Annotated in this window: 15 protein-coding genes and 4 pseudogenes; 7 read left to right on the top strand and 12 right to left on the bottom strand. The window is 58.6% G+C overall.

Translation table 11 applies throughout. From position 1 onward, the window contains the following. The coding region (locus IYY11_RS04975) for a transposase DNA-binding-containing protein (RefSeq protein ID WP_281431678.1) at window positions 1-586 on the bottom strand (586 nt) is incomplete at its 3' end. A gap of 192 nt (window positions 587-778) precedes the next feature. On the opposite strand from IYY11_RS04975, the gene tnpA reads away from it, so the two are divergent. From tnpA to IYY11_RS04955, 4 genes are all read left to right on the top strand, one after another. Continuing rightward, window positions 779-1,156 carry an IS66-like element accessory protein TnpA gene (tnpA, locus tag IYY11_RS04970; RefSeq protein WP_124740565.1) on the top strand — a complete coding sequence of 126 codons (378 nt, stop codon included), beginning with the start codon at window positions 779-781 and terminating at the stop codon, window positions 1,154-1,156. Continuing rightward, window positions 1,153-1,500 carry an IS66 family insertion sequence element accessory protein TnpB gene (gene tnpB, locus IYY11_RS04965; protein ID WP_124740564.1) on the top strand — a complete coding sequence of 116 codons (348 nt, stop codon included), beginning with the start codon at window positions 1,153-1,155 and terminating at the stop codon, window positions 1,498-1,500. The genes tnpA and tnpB overlap by 4 nt, the downstream gene beginning before the upstream one ends. A 98-nt stretch (window positions 1,501-1,598) precedes the next feature. Next, on the top strand, window positions 1,599-3,209 hold the full coding sequence (gene tnpC, locus IYY11_RS04960) for an IS66 family transposase (RefSeq protein WP_124740563.1): 1,611 nt from the start codon (window positions 1,599-1,601) through the stop codon (window positions 3,207-3,209). Continuing rightward, the gene (locus IYY11_RS04955; protein ID WP_409455223.1) at window positions 3,161-3,445 is read left to right on the top strand and encodes a hypothetical protein; all 285 of its coding nucleotides are present in this window, start codon (window positions 3,161-3,163) and stop codon (window positions 3,443-3,445) included. Before tnpC ends, IYY11_RS04955 begins: the two co-directional genes overlap by 49 nt. A gap of 291 nt (window positions 3,446-3,736) precedes the next feature. Here IYY11_RS04955 and IYY11_RS04950 read toward each other — a convergent pair whose 3' ends face one another. The 3 genes from IYY11_RS04950 to IYY11_RS04940 are packed head-to-tail and all read right to left on the bottom strand — an operon-like array spanning window position 3,737 to window position 5,528. Then, window positions 3,737-4,105, bottom strand: coding sequence for a P-II family nitrogen regulator (locus IYY11_RS04950; protein WP_124740562.1), 369 nt, complete (start codon window positions 4,103-4,105; stop codon window positions 3,737-3,739). Between the two features lie 5 nt (window positions 4,106-4,110). Continuing rightward, a complete protein-coding gene (locus tag IYY11_RS04945; protein WP_124740561.1) occupies window positions 4,111-4,839 on the bottom strand; it encodes a DUF1538 domain-containing protein in 729 nt (242 codons plus the stop codon). Beyond that, entirely contained in the window at window positions 4,836-5,528 is a 693-nt protein-coding gene (locus tag IYY11_RS04940; RefSeq protein WP_124740560.1) for a DUF1538 domain-containing protein, read from the bottom strand. Before IYY11_RS04940 ends, IYY11_RS04945 begins: the two co-directional genes overlap by 4 nt. Window positions 5,529-5,835: 307 nt before the next feature. Between IYY11_RS04940 and IYY11_RS04935 the strand changes: the two are divergent. Next, window positions 5,836-7,034 (top strand): annotated as a pseudogene (locus IYY11_RS04935) (IS256 family transposase). Between the two features lie 264 nt (window positions 7,035-7,298). After that, window positions 7,299-7,550 (top strand): hypothetical protein, encoded by a 252-nt coding sequence (locus IYY11_RS04930; protein ID WP_154454019.1) that lies wholly within the window; start codon window positions 7,299-7,301, stop codon window positions 7,548-7,550. Between the two features lie 141 nt (window positions 7,551-7,691). Here the strand turns inward: IYY11_RS04930 and IYY11_RS23245 are convergent, their stop codons facing one another. From IYY11_RS23245 to IYY11_RS04915, 4 genes are all read right to left on the bottom strand, one after another. Then, window positions 7,692-7,826 carry a hypothetical protein gene (locus IYY11_RS23245; RefSeq protein ID WP_275548832.1) on the bottom strand — a complete coding sequence of 45 codons (135 nt, stop codon included), beginning with the start codon at window positions 7,824-7,826 and terminating at the stop codon, window positions 7,692-7,694. Between the two features lie 52 nt (window positions 7,827-7,878). Further along, a complete protein-coding gene (locus IYY11_RS04925) occupies window positions 7,879-8,904 on the bottom strand; it encodes a LysR family transcriptional regulator (protein ID WP_124740559.1) in 1,026 nt (341 codons plus the stop codon). A 247-nt stretch (window positions 8,905-9,151) separates the two neighbouring features. Then, window positions 9,152-9,397: a hypothetical protein gene (locus IYY11_RS04920; RefSeq protein WP_124740558.1), complete on the bottom strand. Its 246-nt coding sequence runs from the start codon at window positions 9,395-9,397 to the stop codon at window positions 9,152-9,154. Beyond that, window positions 9,390-9,755, bottom strand: coding sequence for a hypothetical protein (locus IYY11_RS04915; protein WP_124740557.1), 366 nt, complete (start codon window positions 9,753-9,755; stop codon window positions 9,390-9,392). Before IYY11_RS04915 ends, IYY11_RS04920 begins: the two co-directional genes overlap by 8 nt. Window positions 9,756-10,594: 839 nt before the next feature. Here IYY11_RS04915 and IYY11_RS04910 point away from each other — a divergent pair. Then, window positions 10,595-12,385 carry a cation:proton antiporter gene (locus tag IYY11_RS04910; RefSeq protein WP_124740555.1) on the top strand — a complete coding sequence of 597 codons (1,791 nt, stop codon included), beginning with the start codon at window positions 10,595-10,597 and terminating at the stop codon, window positions 12,383-12,385. Between the two features lie 177 nt (window positions 12,386-12,562). On the opposite strand, the gene IYY11_RS04905 is transcribed toward IYY11_RS04910, so the two are convergent. The 4 genes and pseudogenes from IYY11_RS04905 to IYY11_RS22815 all read right to left on the bottom strand — a co-directional run. Next, a complete protein-coding gene (locus IYY11_RS04905) occupies window positions 12,563-13,642 on the bottom strand; it encodes a nitrogen regulation protein NR(II) (RefSeq protein WP_245435139.1) in 1,080 nt (359 codons plus the stop codon). A gap of 523 nt (window positions 13,643-14,165) precedes the next feature. Further along, a pseudogene (locus tag IYY11_RS23720) lies at window positions 14,166-14,303 on the bottom strand (IS21 family transposase); the annotation flags it as partial. Next, window positions 14,298-15,030 (bottom strand): annotated as a pseudogene (gene istB / locus IYY11_RS04900) (IS21-like element helper ATPase IstB); the annotation flags it as partial. The pseudogenes istB and IYY11_RS23720, both read right to left, overlap by 6 nt. A 26-nt stretch (window positions 15,031-15,056) precedes the next feature. After that, window positions 15,057-15,421, bottom strand: a pseudogene (locus IYY11_RS22815) (IS21 family transposase); the annotation flags it as partial. Between the last annotated feature and the right edge of the window lie 9 nt (window positions 15,422-15,430).

Here is a 15,430-nt window from a genome sequence, read left to right as displayed (position 1 = left end):
TGGATTGGCGCAGATTCTCAAGCCAGCGATAGCTTTCCTTCGTCTCTATCGGTACGCGCGTTTGGTTCACGAGGCGCTTGATCGCGGCCGTTCCTTTGAACTTGCTGCGCGTCCAGAACTTCACCGCCGCCAAGCCGAGCGGCGTCCCGCTGGTAGTGACGGCTAGACTCGAATGCATCAAAACGCCGCATAATGTCCGCGTATTGGGTTGGCCGGCTTTGTAGCGCCCGGCGTTGATGGTCTTCGTGAAGCCAATCTTGCCAGGCGACTCGCGACTATAAATGAATTCGGTCGTGTCCTGCAGAATCAGGATTGGACCTTCGCTAGCCTTGGATCGCGCCGCGGTCGCGGCGAAGTGTCCCGACAACACGCCATGCTCAGTGACGCGGGGATTATCGAAAAATCGATAGGCCGCCTTCGTCGCAGCCCAATCGCCACATGCCGCAGGAACCGGCTTACCAGGGGCGGCTGAAAGTTGCTCCAACAACCGCCGCAAACGACGTTGCAGACGTTTATCCGGAATACTCGCCGCGGCCACCTCGGCATCTTGCCAGCCGGCCTGGCCGGTTTCTGATCCAACCTGCATCCATGACGCCCCAGTGATTCGGCGTCACGGACAAAATCACGCCCGATTCAGATCGGGCAAGCCCCTCCGGAGATGTGGGTAATTGAAAGCCGGCGAGAACCGTCTGGCGCTGAGCGCGCTGCGCTTGGATAGATTGCGCATGAATGGCGCGGTGATCGTGTCCATTTCTAATACAAGTGGACACTATCGCGGATGTCGGACGGCAAGGACGATGGTGGAGCGGCGCCCGGGCGCAGGCGTCGATCCTGGACCCTTGATGAGAAGCGTCGGGTCGTCGACGAGAGCCTTGCGGAAGGCGCCTCGATAGCCGAGGTGGCGAGACGCTACGATCTCAACGCTAATCAACTTTTCACTTGGCGGCGGCAGCTTGCCGTTGAGCCCGCCGGGTTGAGTGACCTCGCGCCGATTCTGCCAGTGACGATCACGCCGGAGACAGCGGCGGAGTATTCCGGCCCCGCGCCGACCTGCCAAATGGAGATTGTGCTTTCTGAAGGCGATCGGATCATCGTGTGGGCGGACGTCGAGGCGGCGGCGCTCACGCGTGTCCTGAAGGCGCTGTCGCGGCGATGATCCCGATTCCGAGCGGCGTTCGGGTATGGATTGCAACGGGCCACACCGACATGCGGCGCGGCATGCAGGGCCTCGCGCTTCAGGTTCAAGAGCAATTGAAACGCGACCCTCATGCGGGCGATCTCTACATTTTCCGCGGACGCCGCGGCGATCTCGCCAAAATCCTCTGGCACGACGGGATCGGTCTGTCGCTCTATGCCAAGCGGCTCGACCGCGGAAAGTTCATCTGGCCCTCGGCGACGGCGGGCGCGGTGTCGATTTCGGCCGCTCAGATGGCCTATATGCTTGAAGGGATAGATTGGAGAAACCCACAGCTGACGTGGCGACCCAAGAGCGCTGGCTAATCTGCGCCGGGTATCTGGGCGGGGCGGGGCGAAAAAATGTAGCGATGCGTGCATTTTGGGGCGCCACAAATCACGCGTTTTGTGATTCACTTCGGCTCATGGACGCTGCGGCCAAAGCCCTTTTCGACGAAAACGCTGTGCTGAAAGCGGAGCTGGCCGTCGCGCGGGCGAAGGCGTCGGAAGATGCGGCGCTGATCGCGCAGCAGACGCTGCGGATCGCAAAGTTGCAGCGTCAGATTCACGGGCAGAAGTCGGAGCGCTCGGCGCGGCTGCTCGATCAATTGTCGCTCGAACTCGAAGAACTGGAAGCGAGCGCGACGGAAGACGAACTCGCCGCGGAGCGCGCTGTCGCCAAAATGACGACAGTCGCCGGCTTCGAGCGCAAGCGGCCGGAGCGCAACACATTCCCGGAGCATCTGCCGCGCGAACGCGTCGTGATCGAGACGCCCAAGACCTGCGCCTGCTGCGGCGGTTCGCGCCTGCGCAAGCTCGGCGAGGATGTGACGCAGACGCTGGAGACGACGCCGCGTCAATGGAAAGTGATCGAGACTGTGCGGGAGAAGTTCACCTGCCGGGACTGCGAGAAGATCACGCAAGCGCCGGCGCCGTTCCATCCGATACCACGCGCGTGGGCGGGCCCGAGCCTGCTGGCGATGATCGTGTTCGAGAAGTTCGGACAGCACCAGCCGCTGAATCGTCAGGCCGAGCGCTATGCATTGGAAGGCGCGCCGATCGCGCTGTCGACGATGGCCGATGCAGTGGGCGCGGTCTGCGCGGCGCTCGATCCTCTCCGCCGCTTGATCGAAGCCCATGTGATGGCGGCCGAGCGTTTGCATGGGGACGACACGACAGTGCCGGTGCTGGCGAAGGGCAAGACCGACACTGGGCGCTGCTGGGTTTATGTTCGCGATGACAGACCGTTTGGCGGCGCCGGGCCGCCCGCAGCGATGTTTTACTACTCGCGCGATCGGAAGGGCGAGCATCCACAAACCCATCTGGCGGGATACGCCGGCATCCTGCAGGCCGACGCCTACGACGGTTACAACAAGCTCTATCTGGCGGACCGAAAACCGGGACCCGTTCGCGAGGCCGCGTGTTGGGTGCACGCTCGCCGACCGTTCTTCGCCATGGCCGATCTTGAGGAGAACGCGCGTCGCAAGGCTTCGGGCAAGAAGGAGATACCTCTCTCGCCGATCGCGATTGAGGTCGTTCGTCGCATCGACGCGCTGTTTGCAATCGAACGCTCCATCAACGGCAAGAGCCCGGAGGAGCGCGTTGCGGTTCGACATGCCTCGAGCCGGCCTCTGGTCGACGATCTCCACGTCTACATGCGAGAGCAGGCGACCAAGTTGTCGCGCGGGCACGACCTGGCAAAGGCGATCCAGTACATGCTGAAGCGCTGGGCGGCCTTCACGCTGTTCCTTAATGACGGACGTGTGTGCATGTCCAACAATGCCGCCGAGCGCGGCCTGCGCGGCATCGCTTTGGGAAGAAAATCGTGGTTGTTCTGCGGATCCGATCGCGGCGGGCAGCGCGCTGCGGCCATGTACGGCCTCATCGTGACGGCGAAAATGAACGGCCTTGATCCGCAGGCTTGGTTGGCCGACGTCCTGGCTCGCATCGCCGGGTATCCCGCGCACCGGCTTGATGAACTGCTTCCGTGGAACTGGCGCCGAGCAGCAGCGGCAGACCCGGCGATTGCGGCCTGACCATGCACGTCAACAAAGTTCACCGTGTGATGACCATCGATCGCGTCGCTGCCGATCTCGGCGAGAGCATCGACTGGCTGCACGACGTCGCCATGGAAATGGATACCGAGGACGGCGTGATCTGGGTCTACGGACTTGGCGACGAACAGCTCATGGCGTTCACGAACTTCGGCATCGAGACGCTCGTCGACCTGATCAAAATCCACAAAGACGACCCCACGCTTCTGAAGCGTTGAGAGCACCAAACACTCCATGCCGGCGGCCTACGCCGGATGGCTACGCACCAAAGGAGCCGACAGCGCTTAACCGGTAACGCAAGTCAGTGAAACAAAATCAGGGCGCTGGAAGACGCTCGCCACAGAGCCTAGCGTTCGGTTGCAACGAGCGCTTCGGTTTGTTGCAAGCAGAATTTTGATCGACGCCTCGTCCCAACCCGGCTCTAAGGCTTTGTGTGCTGTGTAGAACGTGGCTGCAAGAAGCCGACGATGCCGAAGCAATTTTCACGCGTTTAATTGAACGCGTCGAGGTCACGATTGACGCTTTTTAGATTTCGATGGATCTCCTGGACAGAGTGGTTCATTGTGAAGATGAGGGACGCCAACCACCTTTTCGAGCGGCATGACGAAAGCGAGCCCGTGATTGGGCTTCGTCAGCTCGGCCGCGCGGACGATCTCCTGGAGGATCGCATCGCTTTGATCCGTATAGACGACGGTGAGGACGATCTCCTTTTCTGGTTCGATAGAAATGCCAAAGATTGTTTCATGTTCGTTGACGCCGATGCCGCGTCCATAAACGACCGTGCCCCCGCGAGCGCCAGCTTTGACCGAAGCTTCCAGGACGGTGTTGCCCCATCCTTTCCGCACGATGGTCACGATCAGTGATGCGTTCAATAACATCGTACCTACTCCTGTCGTGGTCCGGTCCAGCGGACAAGAAGTCCCAATGTCATGACTGAAACCATGGGCGCGAGCGCAATCAGCGACACGAGCCCCAAGCCCTCGACGATCGTATTCCCATTGGCCAAATCTGCCGCACCGAGCGCAAGCGCCAGAAGAAACGTATTCGCCATCGGGCCCGTGGCGACGCCGCCGGCATCGACCGCGATCGCCACGAAGTCCTTTTCGCATAGCCACATGATTACGATGACCAGCACATAGCCAGGCGCAAGTAGAAAGAGCAGCGGAATGCCGTAGGCAATCCGAAAAAGCCCGAGGGCGACCGACAGCGCAACCCCGATGCTGACCGTATAGAGCACGGTCGGCGCCGAAATCGAGCCGGTCGAAGCTTCCTCAACCTGATCGGCGAAGATACGCACCGCCGGCTCGCTCCAGGTGGTGACAAAGCCGAGCAAGAAGCCGATTGGCGCAAGCAGCCACTTTTCCGGCATTGCGCCGATCGCCTCACCGATTGAGCGGCCGAAGGGCATGAAACTCATCTCAACGCCGACGAGGAAAAGAAGCAGCCCCGCCGCGGCCATGAGTGTACCGGTTAGAATATCCAACACGCTCCGGCGGGGCAGCTTTAGAAATAACGCCTGGAAGACAAGGAAGAGCGCGAGGAGCGGCAGCACCGCCTCGGTGACGCTTTCCGCGACGACGCGGAATTCGTCGAGCAGCGAAGCTAGTTTCACCGCAGAAACATCCCTATGACCATCATGACGAAGATTGGACCGACCGAGGCGAATCCTAGGAGCCCAAAGCCGTCGGAGATGGCCGAGCGGCCGGCGAGAACGGAACTTAAGCCTATAGCGATGGAAATGACCACCGGAGCTGTCAAAACGCCCGTGGTCACGCTACCGGCGTCATAAGAGAGGGGGACGAATTGCGCCGGCGCGAAGAAAGAGAGGACGATCATAGCCCCATAGGTGACCGTCAGCAGGCCGCGCAGCGAAAATCCGAAAACGATGCGAGACATTGCGATAGCGGTAAAGACCGCCACGCCCAAAGCGATCGCATAGAGCACGGCCTGCCGGGAAATCGCATTCGTGACGCGGTTCACCTGATTGGCGAGGACGAGCACATCGGGTTCGGCGACCGTCGTCGCGAAGCCGAAGGCGAAGGCGACCGCGACGACGAGTACAATGGATCCTTTCTCCGGCAAGGCGGAACCGATGTATTTTCCCATCGGTAGGATGCCGTAGTCCACGCCGGCGAAAAGAAACAGCATCCCTGCGACGATGAACACCAATCCCCCGATAAAATCGATGAAAATTGTCGTTGGCGCGCTGACCAGCGTCAGTTGGAGCACGCACACCATAATGAACAGCGGCGCGACGGCCTTGAGCACCTCCAGTAATTTTTCCTTTAATAGCGGCAACATAGCGTGGAGCTAGGTCTCGGTGTTGATTTGTCAATGTTTCCAGAATCGAACTCCCGGGAACAAGTTGTTCACCAATCCCGGCGAGACCTCGAAGCTCTTAGGTGCGTCGCAGCGCTTATGCGCTGATATGCGGCAGCGGAAGCCTTTCTTGGTCGTGCCCCCAGTGATGGTGTAGCTCAGTGGGAGCAAGCCGCTCGCGACGCGCGCTTTTGCTAGCGCCGTAGCGAGCGATCGGCTTGCGGTGGTCATCGACGATTCGCCGGTAGGATCGGGTTGCGAAACATCCAACGCAACCGAGGAACTGCCGATGACCGACGAGATGATGACCCTGCGCGCGCTTGTTGAGAAGGCCCCCGACGCGGATATTTTGCGCGAGATGATCGGCTTTGCCGCCGAGCGGCTGATGGAGATTGAGGTCGGCGCTCTGACCGGCGTCGCCTATGGCGAGAAAAGCGCGGAGCGCCTCGCCCAGCGCAACGGCTATCGCGAGCGGACCTGGAAACGCGCGCCGGCGCCGTGGAGCTGCGTATCCCCAAGCTGCGCAAGGGCAGTTACTTTCCCGGTTTTCTGGAGCCGCGGCGGATGGCCGAGAAGGCGCTGACCGCCGTCATTCAGGAGGCCTATATCCAGGGCGTCTCGACGCGCTCGGTCGACGATCTCGTCAAGGCCATGGGCATGAGCGGCGTCTCCAAGAGCCAAGTGAGCCGGCTGTGCGAGGAGATCGACGAGCGGGTGACGGCCTTCCTCGAGCGGCCGATCGAAGGCGACTGGCCCTATCTTTGGATCGACGCGACCTATGTGAAGGCGCGCCAGAACGGCCGCGTCGTCTCGCTGGCGACGATCATCGCGGTGGGCGTCAACGACGACGGCAGGCGCGAAGTGCTCGGCATGGATATCGGCCCTTCGGAGGCCGAGACCTTCTGGACCGAGTTTTTGCGCAAACTGCGCCGGAGAGGGCTGCGTGGCGTCAAGCTCGTTGTGTCCGATGCGCATGAAGGGCTGAAGGCCGCAGTCGCCAAGGTTCTGCAATCGACATGGCAGCGCTGCCGCGTCCACTTTATGCGCAATGCGCTCGCTCATGCCGGAAGGAGCGGACGGCGCGTCGTCTCCGCCTTCATCGCCACCGCCTTCGCGCAGGACGACGCCGAAGCGGCGAAAGGCCAACGGCGCAAGGTCGCCGACCAGTTGCGGCCCAAGCTGCCGAAACTTGCGAACCTCATGGACGACGCCGAGACCGACGTGCTCGCCTATATGAGCTTCCCGGCCGCGCACCGGGCCAAGCTGCACAGCACAAATCCGATCGAACGGCTGAACGGCGAAATCAAGCGGCGCACCGAGGTCGTCGGCATCTTCCCCAACGAGGCCGCCATCATCCGCCTCGTCGGCGCGATCCTGCTCGAACAGAATGACGAATGGGCCGTCCAGCGCAGCCGATACATGACACTGGAAACAATCGCGCCCTTGAGCGATGATCCCATCGTCGGGCTGCCCGTTGTAGCCGCCTGATCAACCCGGCTTCCCGGCGAACGTGGCGATCACGCCAACCAGCTACACCACGCCAAGGGACACGATCCCTTTCTTCTTTGGCATGGACAAAGCCTGAGAGTTGCCGCCGCCGGTCGAGACCGCCTGCCAACGCAAATTTCTGACATGTCAGACACATATCCTCAATGCGATCGAGAAGGGACATCAAATCTCTAGCGCGTCTCCTGACAAGGCCGAGACGCCTACCTCTTACTGTATCCGTCTCCTGAACAAGGGAAGCAGAGATTGACGAATGAGCAACAGCATGGTCGGTTCAAGAGGACAATTGGTCAGATGCTCCTTTCCGAGACAGTCCTGATCTCGCGCTCAATGTTGAAGATCGCATCGATGCTCTTCGACGAATGCCGAATGGGCGGTCTATTTACCGAGCATGTTGTCGGCGAGCACAAGAACGCCCTCCGCCAACGGGAGGAGCATCGGCGAGTCGGTGCCAACGCCCCTCAATGGCAATATATTTCATTTCTCAAGGAGAGGTAATTTGATCAAACAGAGAGGCGGCCGTCTCGCAGCGTAGAGCGACGCACTTTGAATTCATTTGAGCCGACCGAAGCCCTGCTCGGCGCGCGAACGCGCCTTATAGAGCGTGCGCGAAGAAAAAAGGGGGTCTTTTTCATTGACCTACGGGACGGGGGCGCATCGCCGAGCGATCTTGCATATGCGGCGATCGTCCTTGCTGAAATAGCCCTTGTCGTCGATGATGACGCCGGGCTGCGTATCCGTGCCAATATCGAGCAGCGTCTCGAGATGCGGCACCTCCGCGACCTCGCGTCGCCGACTCGGCACGCTGTTCAACTTTCGTGTGACGTCAGAGGCACAACAAGGCGGTTGCTTCGCAGGCTTCGGGGAGATTTAGCCAGATGTAACTTAGGGACAAGAGCTTCATGAGCCAAGGTCTGGAATATCCATTCTGACGCTCCAAATCTTCCGTGGCGCAATCGCTGTCGGTTCGGTCCGGCCCTTTGATAATGGCTGAAATCATGGGGTTTCTGAACTTTTTCTGCGTTGTGATCGCATAGAATTGCTCGGATAGACCCTCGAGCTCGCCGATGACATTCAAGTCATGTTGGCGCTGCAGCGCGTTGGCCAGGATCGATGGCGCGATTGCCAGCCCAACCCCTTCAGCGGCGAACGTTTTTAGCAGCGCGCTGTCTTCAATTTCGGCTACTATATTAGGTCGGATGTTGTGTTCCTCGAACCATTCGTCGAGCGATACCCGGAGCGCGATATTCGTTGTCTGCAATAGCAGGGGCGCGCCGTTCAGGGATACTGGAAAGTTCTCGCAGTATGAAGGCCCCAACTTCTTCGAGCCGAACACCGCAATCTGGGATTGTCCGAGAAGATGATTGTATACCCGGGTGCCGGCCGCGGTCGTTGCTGGCACATCCGAAATTACCAAATCGATGTCGTGCAATGCGAGTTCTGGCATAAGCCGTTCGAGTTTATCTTCATGACAGACCACTTGCACCGGAGAACCCACCTCGAATGCCGGGCTCAACAAGCGATAAACCACCAACTTCGGAAGCGAGGCTACAACGCCGATAATCAGGCGTCTAACGCTCAGCGCTCGTGCCTCTTGCAACGACAAATGGATCTCTTCTCCGAGCTTGAAGATTTGGTCGGCATAGCGAAAGAGGCGCTCGCCGACATATGTCAGGGACATCCTGCGTCCGTCCCTTTGGAAAAGACGAGACCCCATATTTCTTTCAAAGGTTGACAGTTGACTGCTGATGGTAGGCTGTGCGAGCCCCAATCGTTCGGATGCGCGAGTTATGCCCCCATGTTTAGCAACGACCCAAAAATAGTAGAGGTGCTGGTAGTTTAAGCGATTCACACCACGCTCCTTCTATATTCTACGGCAAGGACCGCCCCCATATAGGACCAGAAGAAAATAGGACATGCTCCCGCCAACTGCAGCCGGCTATGCGAAATATTCATTTTTTCTATGTCTCCGCCGGTGGACCGGCCATTCGGCATGCTCGCGCGGACATAGCACTCAGGCTACGGAGGCTCGCATAGCCCTTGCGCATGTCGGTGTGGCCCGGTGCCGATCCAGACCCGCGCGTCCGGCGAGATCGGGGTCATCGCCGCAACGCCTTGATCACCCGCGTCAGCGCCGCAGCTTCCACATCGGCACCAACGATGATCTTCTCGCCGCCCCAAACGCCAACGGCGCCGGCGCCATCGTCACCGCAAAATCGCCGGCATTGCTCTTGGGAAGGTAGCAAGTCCGATAACACCAATTCAGACGCCCTCGAACGGCCCCGCAGGCCCGCTGGAGCAAGAATTCCGTTGAAAATGTATGTGTTTCCAATCGTGTCATCCATCAGTTTTTGGGACGCCAGAGGTTGCTTGCTCAATCCACGCTTCAACCTCAGCGAGTTTGGACTGCCATTTGGAATTGCTGCTCCAGGCCTTTTGCCGCATAAGCAAATGACTTTCGGCTAAGCAAGCTCCAACCCACTCAGGTATTGCGTTTGCAGTATGACCAAGCTCTTGGCGGCGAAGTGCCGCTTCGAACACCCTCGCCGAAAGCGTCTCTTTCGAGTCGCACGATTCACTTTTAGATGTGAGTTGGCGAAATTCCCGAAGTGCTATCTGCTGTGAATAGGGAGGAAGGTTTGCAAACGCGATCTTCGTCGCACGCAATTCGTTCATTAAAATAAAATCACCGACAAATCCCATGTTGCACCTCTCACAGCCTTCGTGTCGACATGCACAACCATTACTTCCTGCCCGAGGTCGGAATAACCCAGCTCCAGGACGCGGCAGATCTGTCTCGCCAAAGAGAGAAGCAAACTCTCGATACCGCGAGAAGATCACACGCGACAAGTATCGCATGTATGTATGCTACAGGGTTGGCAATGCAGGCTTTGCTTTCAGCGACGCCGGCAAGTTGACGAGCAGGCCTGAACGGCTACGGAAGTCCCGACGGACGTAACGATCATATGCAGGCGCTCGCTGCCGCGCGAGCCCGTGCGGAAGAAATGTGCTCGCGCAAGATTGAATTGAAGTGCGCAACTCGCTCGCCAGGCATTAGAATAGAAGCCCCCTTGACGCATCCGAAAGCCCGAATGTGCCTGCATTCTAGCTCGGCGAACGCAGACTTCGATCCTGCCATCAAAGGGGATTTTTTGTTCAGCGCAGGTCGAGACGCAACGTCGGCGTTTGTGGCATATTAGAACGACGATAATGGGCTGCGCCATAAAAATGTGAGTGCCTAGGACTACGCTGAGATGCTAAGCATGACGCAGGCGAGTTCGCTGAAACGCGTGCGGTTCTGACCGATCGTTTTGCCTTGGAGCCATGCCAGCATGGCTCGTCCTTGGAGCCCAACGATCGAGACTCCTGCAAGCAGGCTTGCGGCCCCCGGGGGGGTCGAAAGCCGAAGGGCTTGGTCATCGCTAAGGTCTAGCGCTCGCGACTCTGGCCGCGAGCCCTGAGATTGCCGATCGAAGGCCCAACTGCGGTATATGAAGCTTAAGGAGTTTCGTACTCCTTCACCGTGCAACTCTGGAGGTAATTTGGCTCCGACAATCAACATACCGGTCTATAGCGATGCGCTCGTCGTTCTAGGGACTGCCGGCGTCGTCATTCCCCTGGTACGCTATCTCGGGTTGAACCCGGTACTGGGCTATTTGGGAGCGGGCGCGCTCCTTGGTCCCCTCGGGCTAGGTTCATTCATCGACAAGCTGCCGTTTCTCTATTGGTTCACCGTCGTCGATGCAAAAAATGTTAGCGGTATCGCCGAACTTGGCGTCGTTTTTCTTTTGTTTCTTATCGGACTGGAGCTTTCCTACGATCGGCTGCTTTCAATGCGGCGACTCGTTTTCGGGCTTGGCGGATCGCAGGTCGTTATCACATCATGTTTGCTTTCCCTCATCATCGCCTGGACTGGACAAGCGCCATCAGTCGCAGTCATCCTTGGAGCCTGCCTCGCGTTATCCTCGACCGCGATCGTTCTTGAAATTCTTGCGGCACACGGCGAGCTGCCCACAGGGGCAGGCAGAGCGAGCTTTTCTATCCTGCTGGCGCAGGACCTGGCGGTGATTCCGATACTTATATTCGTTTCGATCATCGGCTCGAACACTGAAGGTTCGCTTGCGACGAACATTGGCATAACACTGGCCCATGCGGCGATGGCCATTGCGCTCATCGTTCTGGTTGGAAGAGTAGTGCTGCGACCTCTTTTCCGTCTTGTTGGATCCATGGAATCTCTTGAACTACTTACGGCGGCGGTTCTGTTCGTCATCATTGGCACGGGCGTGCTGGCCGCCGTCGAGGGTCTGTCCATGGCGCTTGGAGCGTTCGTCGCGGGCCTACTTCTGGCCGAAACTGAATATCGTAAGGCCGTGGAAGCTATCGTCGAGCCGTTCAAGGGCCTGTTGCTGGGTATCTTCTTTTTCACGGTGGGGATGACCATTGACGTGAGGGAGATCGCACGCGATCCGCTCACCATCTTGGCGCTCGTATCCGGCCTCATCGCCTTCAAGGCGGCGATCATCATTGCGCTGTCGAAGGCATTCGGCCAATCGTGGCGCGTCGCTATCGAAACGGGTTTCCTGCTTGGCCCCGGCGGGGAGTTTGCCTTCGTCGCGATAGGACTGGCGAAAAGTTTGGGGCTTATCGATCCTGTACTGTCCTCATTCGTTCTTGCGGTCACGTCGCTTACGATGGTTCTCATTCCGGCATTGTCCGCTGCCGCACGACAAATTAATTCTCGAATGGAACCGCCAAAGAAGATTGATGCGACGCTGAAGGCGGCGCCCCGCGAACAGCATAAGCATGCAATCGTCGTCGGTCATGGGCGCGTCGGCAAGGTCGTCACGTCCTTCCTGAAGGAACATAATATTCCTTATATCGCCACTGACAGAGATGCAGCCTCGGTGACAGAAGAACGAAAGAACGGGCATGAAGTGTACTTCGGGGACGCGACACATGCCGCGTTTATGAAAGCGTGTGGAATAATGGAGGCCGCCGCTGTCATTGTGACCGTCGGTTCGCACTCGAATGTAGACGCGATCGTTCTTGGCGTCCGTAAACTCAGGGCTGACGTCCTGATCGTCGCGCGTGCTAGGGATACCGAACACGCACGGCACCTCTACGCAATTGGAGTAACTGATGCCGTGCCCGAGACGGTCGAGGCCAGTCTTCAAATCTCGGAGGCCGCGCTGGTAGGTTTGGGCATTCCAGCAGGATACGTTATCGCTTCCGTCCACGAAAAACGCGATCAGTTTCGCGCCGAACTACGCGACGCGGCAAAAGAGGATGTTCGGCAGCGAGCCAAGAGTAAAAGAAGCGCGACGCAAAAATAAATAAACGTTACCCAATAGAATGACAAAATTGCTATGCCCGCCCGATCACGGTGCCTGACAGAGGGCGCTTGCGCACTCGCGCGCTTCGTCCTTGTCACTGTTGTGTTGCCTCGCCAACCCATTTATGCGGCCTCAATCAAACGCTGGTGGTGCTCTTTCGGTCGCTTTCGAGACACGTTAGGCTTCCGCGAGCTTTTGATGTTGTTTCGCCAACGGCAATACGAAACTGAAGATCGTACCGCCGCCAGGATTGGGCTCGACCCACAACCGTCCGTGATGCGCGTTGATAATCGAGCGTGAGATAGACAATCCAACGCCCAGTCCATGGGGCTTCGTGGTCGTAAACACTTCGAACAATTTGGCTTTGATCGCCTCCGAAATGCCTGAACCAGTATCAGCGACATCGACCCGAATCTCATTATCGTCGATCAGTCGCGTCGACACGACTAATTCGCGCCTCTCGCAATTTTCCATCGCGTCGATCGCATTTCGTTTCAGATTGACGACGACCTGCTGGATTTGAATTCTGTTGATGAGCACCTGGTCCGTTTGCGCATCCAAATTCACCGCTGTCGCGACGCCGCATTCCTTGGCGATGGAGTCGGTAAATTCACACGAGGTTCGGACGACTTCGTTTAAATGGTGGAGGCTTTTGATCGTTTCGCCCCGCGCGATAAATTGGCGCAGATTGTCTACTATTTCGGAAACACGAAATACCTGCTTGGAGGCGTTGTCGAGGACCTGCTCTATTTCTGTTAAATCCCCCTTCTTAAGGAGCCTGCTTGCAATGTGGAGATAGGCGTTGATCCCCGAGAGCGGCTGTTTGAGTTCATGGGCGAGTCCGACTGTCATATTCTCGATAATGTCGAGACGGTCCGCGTGCAGATCATGCATTCGAGCTTCAAATCTGCGCCGCTCGCTTAAATCATGTATGAATCCGACAAAGTAGCGTTCGCCCTCGGCTTCTACTGCGGCAACTCCAAGCTCTATGGGAAAGACCGACCCGTCTCGGCGTTGTCCTTCGACCTGCCGACCGATGCCAATAATCTTGGCTTCGCCGGTGCGGAGGTAATGGCTCAGGTAGTCATCATGCCGACTGCGATATGGCTCGGGCATCAGCACGCGGATATTTCGCCCGATAACTTCGTCAGCCGCATATCCAAACAATGCGACCGCGGCAGGATTAAATGACAGGATCGTTCCAGCTTCGTCGATCGTGATGATGCCGTCCAAGGCATTGTCCACCAGCGCAGCCAACAACGGCTCGTGTAAGTGAACCTGAGACAAGCTGGGGCTAGGACGCATCAAACTGTATCGCTCTGGTTGCTGGATTAGCGCCATTCTCGAGGGGTTCAAAGCGTTGAGCAGCGTAGCTCTTGTACCACATTGAACATAGTGGCGTCCAATTCCCGAGCTGTTCGTGTGCAAGAGCAATCGAGACGGCGGCTACCTGCTGCTCGCTCCGACTTCCGGCGAAGCGCCGCGCTGCGCATCCACCAGCGGGATGGATTCAATTCGCGTGTGGGATCGCGCGTTGCACGGTTAGTGTGCGACATAAGGTGTGACTTCCCTCAATCGACGCGGCGCCTTGTGCGCCGAAAGGAGGCCTTGGAAGAATTTTGCCTCCAGCGAGACGATTGTCAACGGCGGTTAAATGGCTGCGTCGGCTTCTCCCTTGGTTCTGTAGTTAACGCTGTGTAAATGCCGATTTCGATTTCCCCAGAAGCGCCGAAGTAAAATTCCCCAGTCTGGCGGGATGGCGATCAGACGATTTCGTGATCGGCGCCTCCTCGAAGCCTTTCGCGCGCGGGGGCCGAAGTTCGCGCAGAAGGTCGGTGACCGCAGTGTAGCCGCCGGCATATCCGCGTTCCTTGATCTCCCGCCAGAGACGGCGTCCGGTTAGCGTCGGATATCTGGCTGTCGCGAGACGATAGCTGTCGCCGTTCATCTCCAGAATGTGGACATGATGGGTGAGCCTATCGAGCAGCGCGCCGGTGAGCCGTTCCACCCGAACACCGACGTCCATTCATCGAATGGCAGACTGCTGGTCACCAGCGTGGCGCCACGTTCATAGCGCTGGCTGAAGACCTCGAAGAGCAGTTCAGAACCAACCGCCGTGAACGGCACGTAGCCCAGCTCTTCGACGATCAGCAATTTGATGGTGTTGAGATGCCCTTGCAGCGCCCGCAGGCGGCGCTCGTCGCGCGCTTCCATGAGTTCGTGCACGAGGGCGGCGGCCGAGGTGAAAGCGACGCTGAAGGCCTTTTAGCAAGCGGCGAGCCCACGGGCGAGCGCGGTGAGTCTTGCCGGTTCCGGATGGACCCAGCGCGATGCAGTTCTGTCGCTTCTCTATCCGTTCGCACCGCGCCAGCTCCAGAACCAGCGGCTTGTTGAGTGACGGCTGCGCGGCGAAGTCGAATGTGTCGAGGCTCTTGATCTGCGTAAAGCGCGCCAAGCGAATGCGACGCTCGACATTGCGCCGCTCGCAATCGATGCGCTCCAGTTCGCACAGGCGCAGCAAATAGCGCGGATAATCGGCGCGATCTTGCGCCGATTCCAGCGCCACTTTCTCATATTCGCGCGAAGGTGGGAAGCTTCAACGCCTTGAGGTGATTGCCCAGCAGCACCTGCGGCGCGACGATCATTTGGGAGGTCGACTCCTGCGAGGCGCTCATGCCGAAACTCGCACACTTGGCTCGATAGCGGCTGCGTTGGGGACGAGCCCGAGATAGGCGCGCGGGTCTGTCGCGCCGACCGTCGCCACTGCAGATAGGGGTAGAATGTCAGATCGAGCCAGGCTAGCCGGTTCTCCAATTTGGCGAGCAGGAGCATCTTCACCGCGTCAAAACTGATTGCGCCAAGACGCAGCGCCTCCGCGATGGCCTGTTCGACGAGATGTTGATGGAAGTCCTCCATCAGCCGCAGCACCTGGATGAACTCGCGGTGCCCGCTGTTCCCCATGCGCGCCTCCATCAGCCGCCGCAGACGATAGACGCAATCGGCGAGGCGCCAGTCGTCGAGCGACGCGGCCGAATTCCGTCCGAA

Source organism: Methylocystis sp. H62, assembly GCF_015709515.1.
Taxonomy (GTDB): domain Bacteria; phylum Pseudomonadota; class Alphaproteobacteria; order Rhizobiales; family Beijerinckiaceae; genus Methylocystis.
This window is presented reverse-complemented; position numbering and strand designations above follow the sequence as displayed.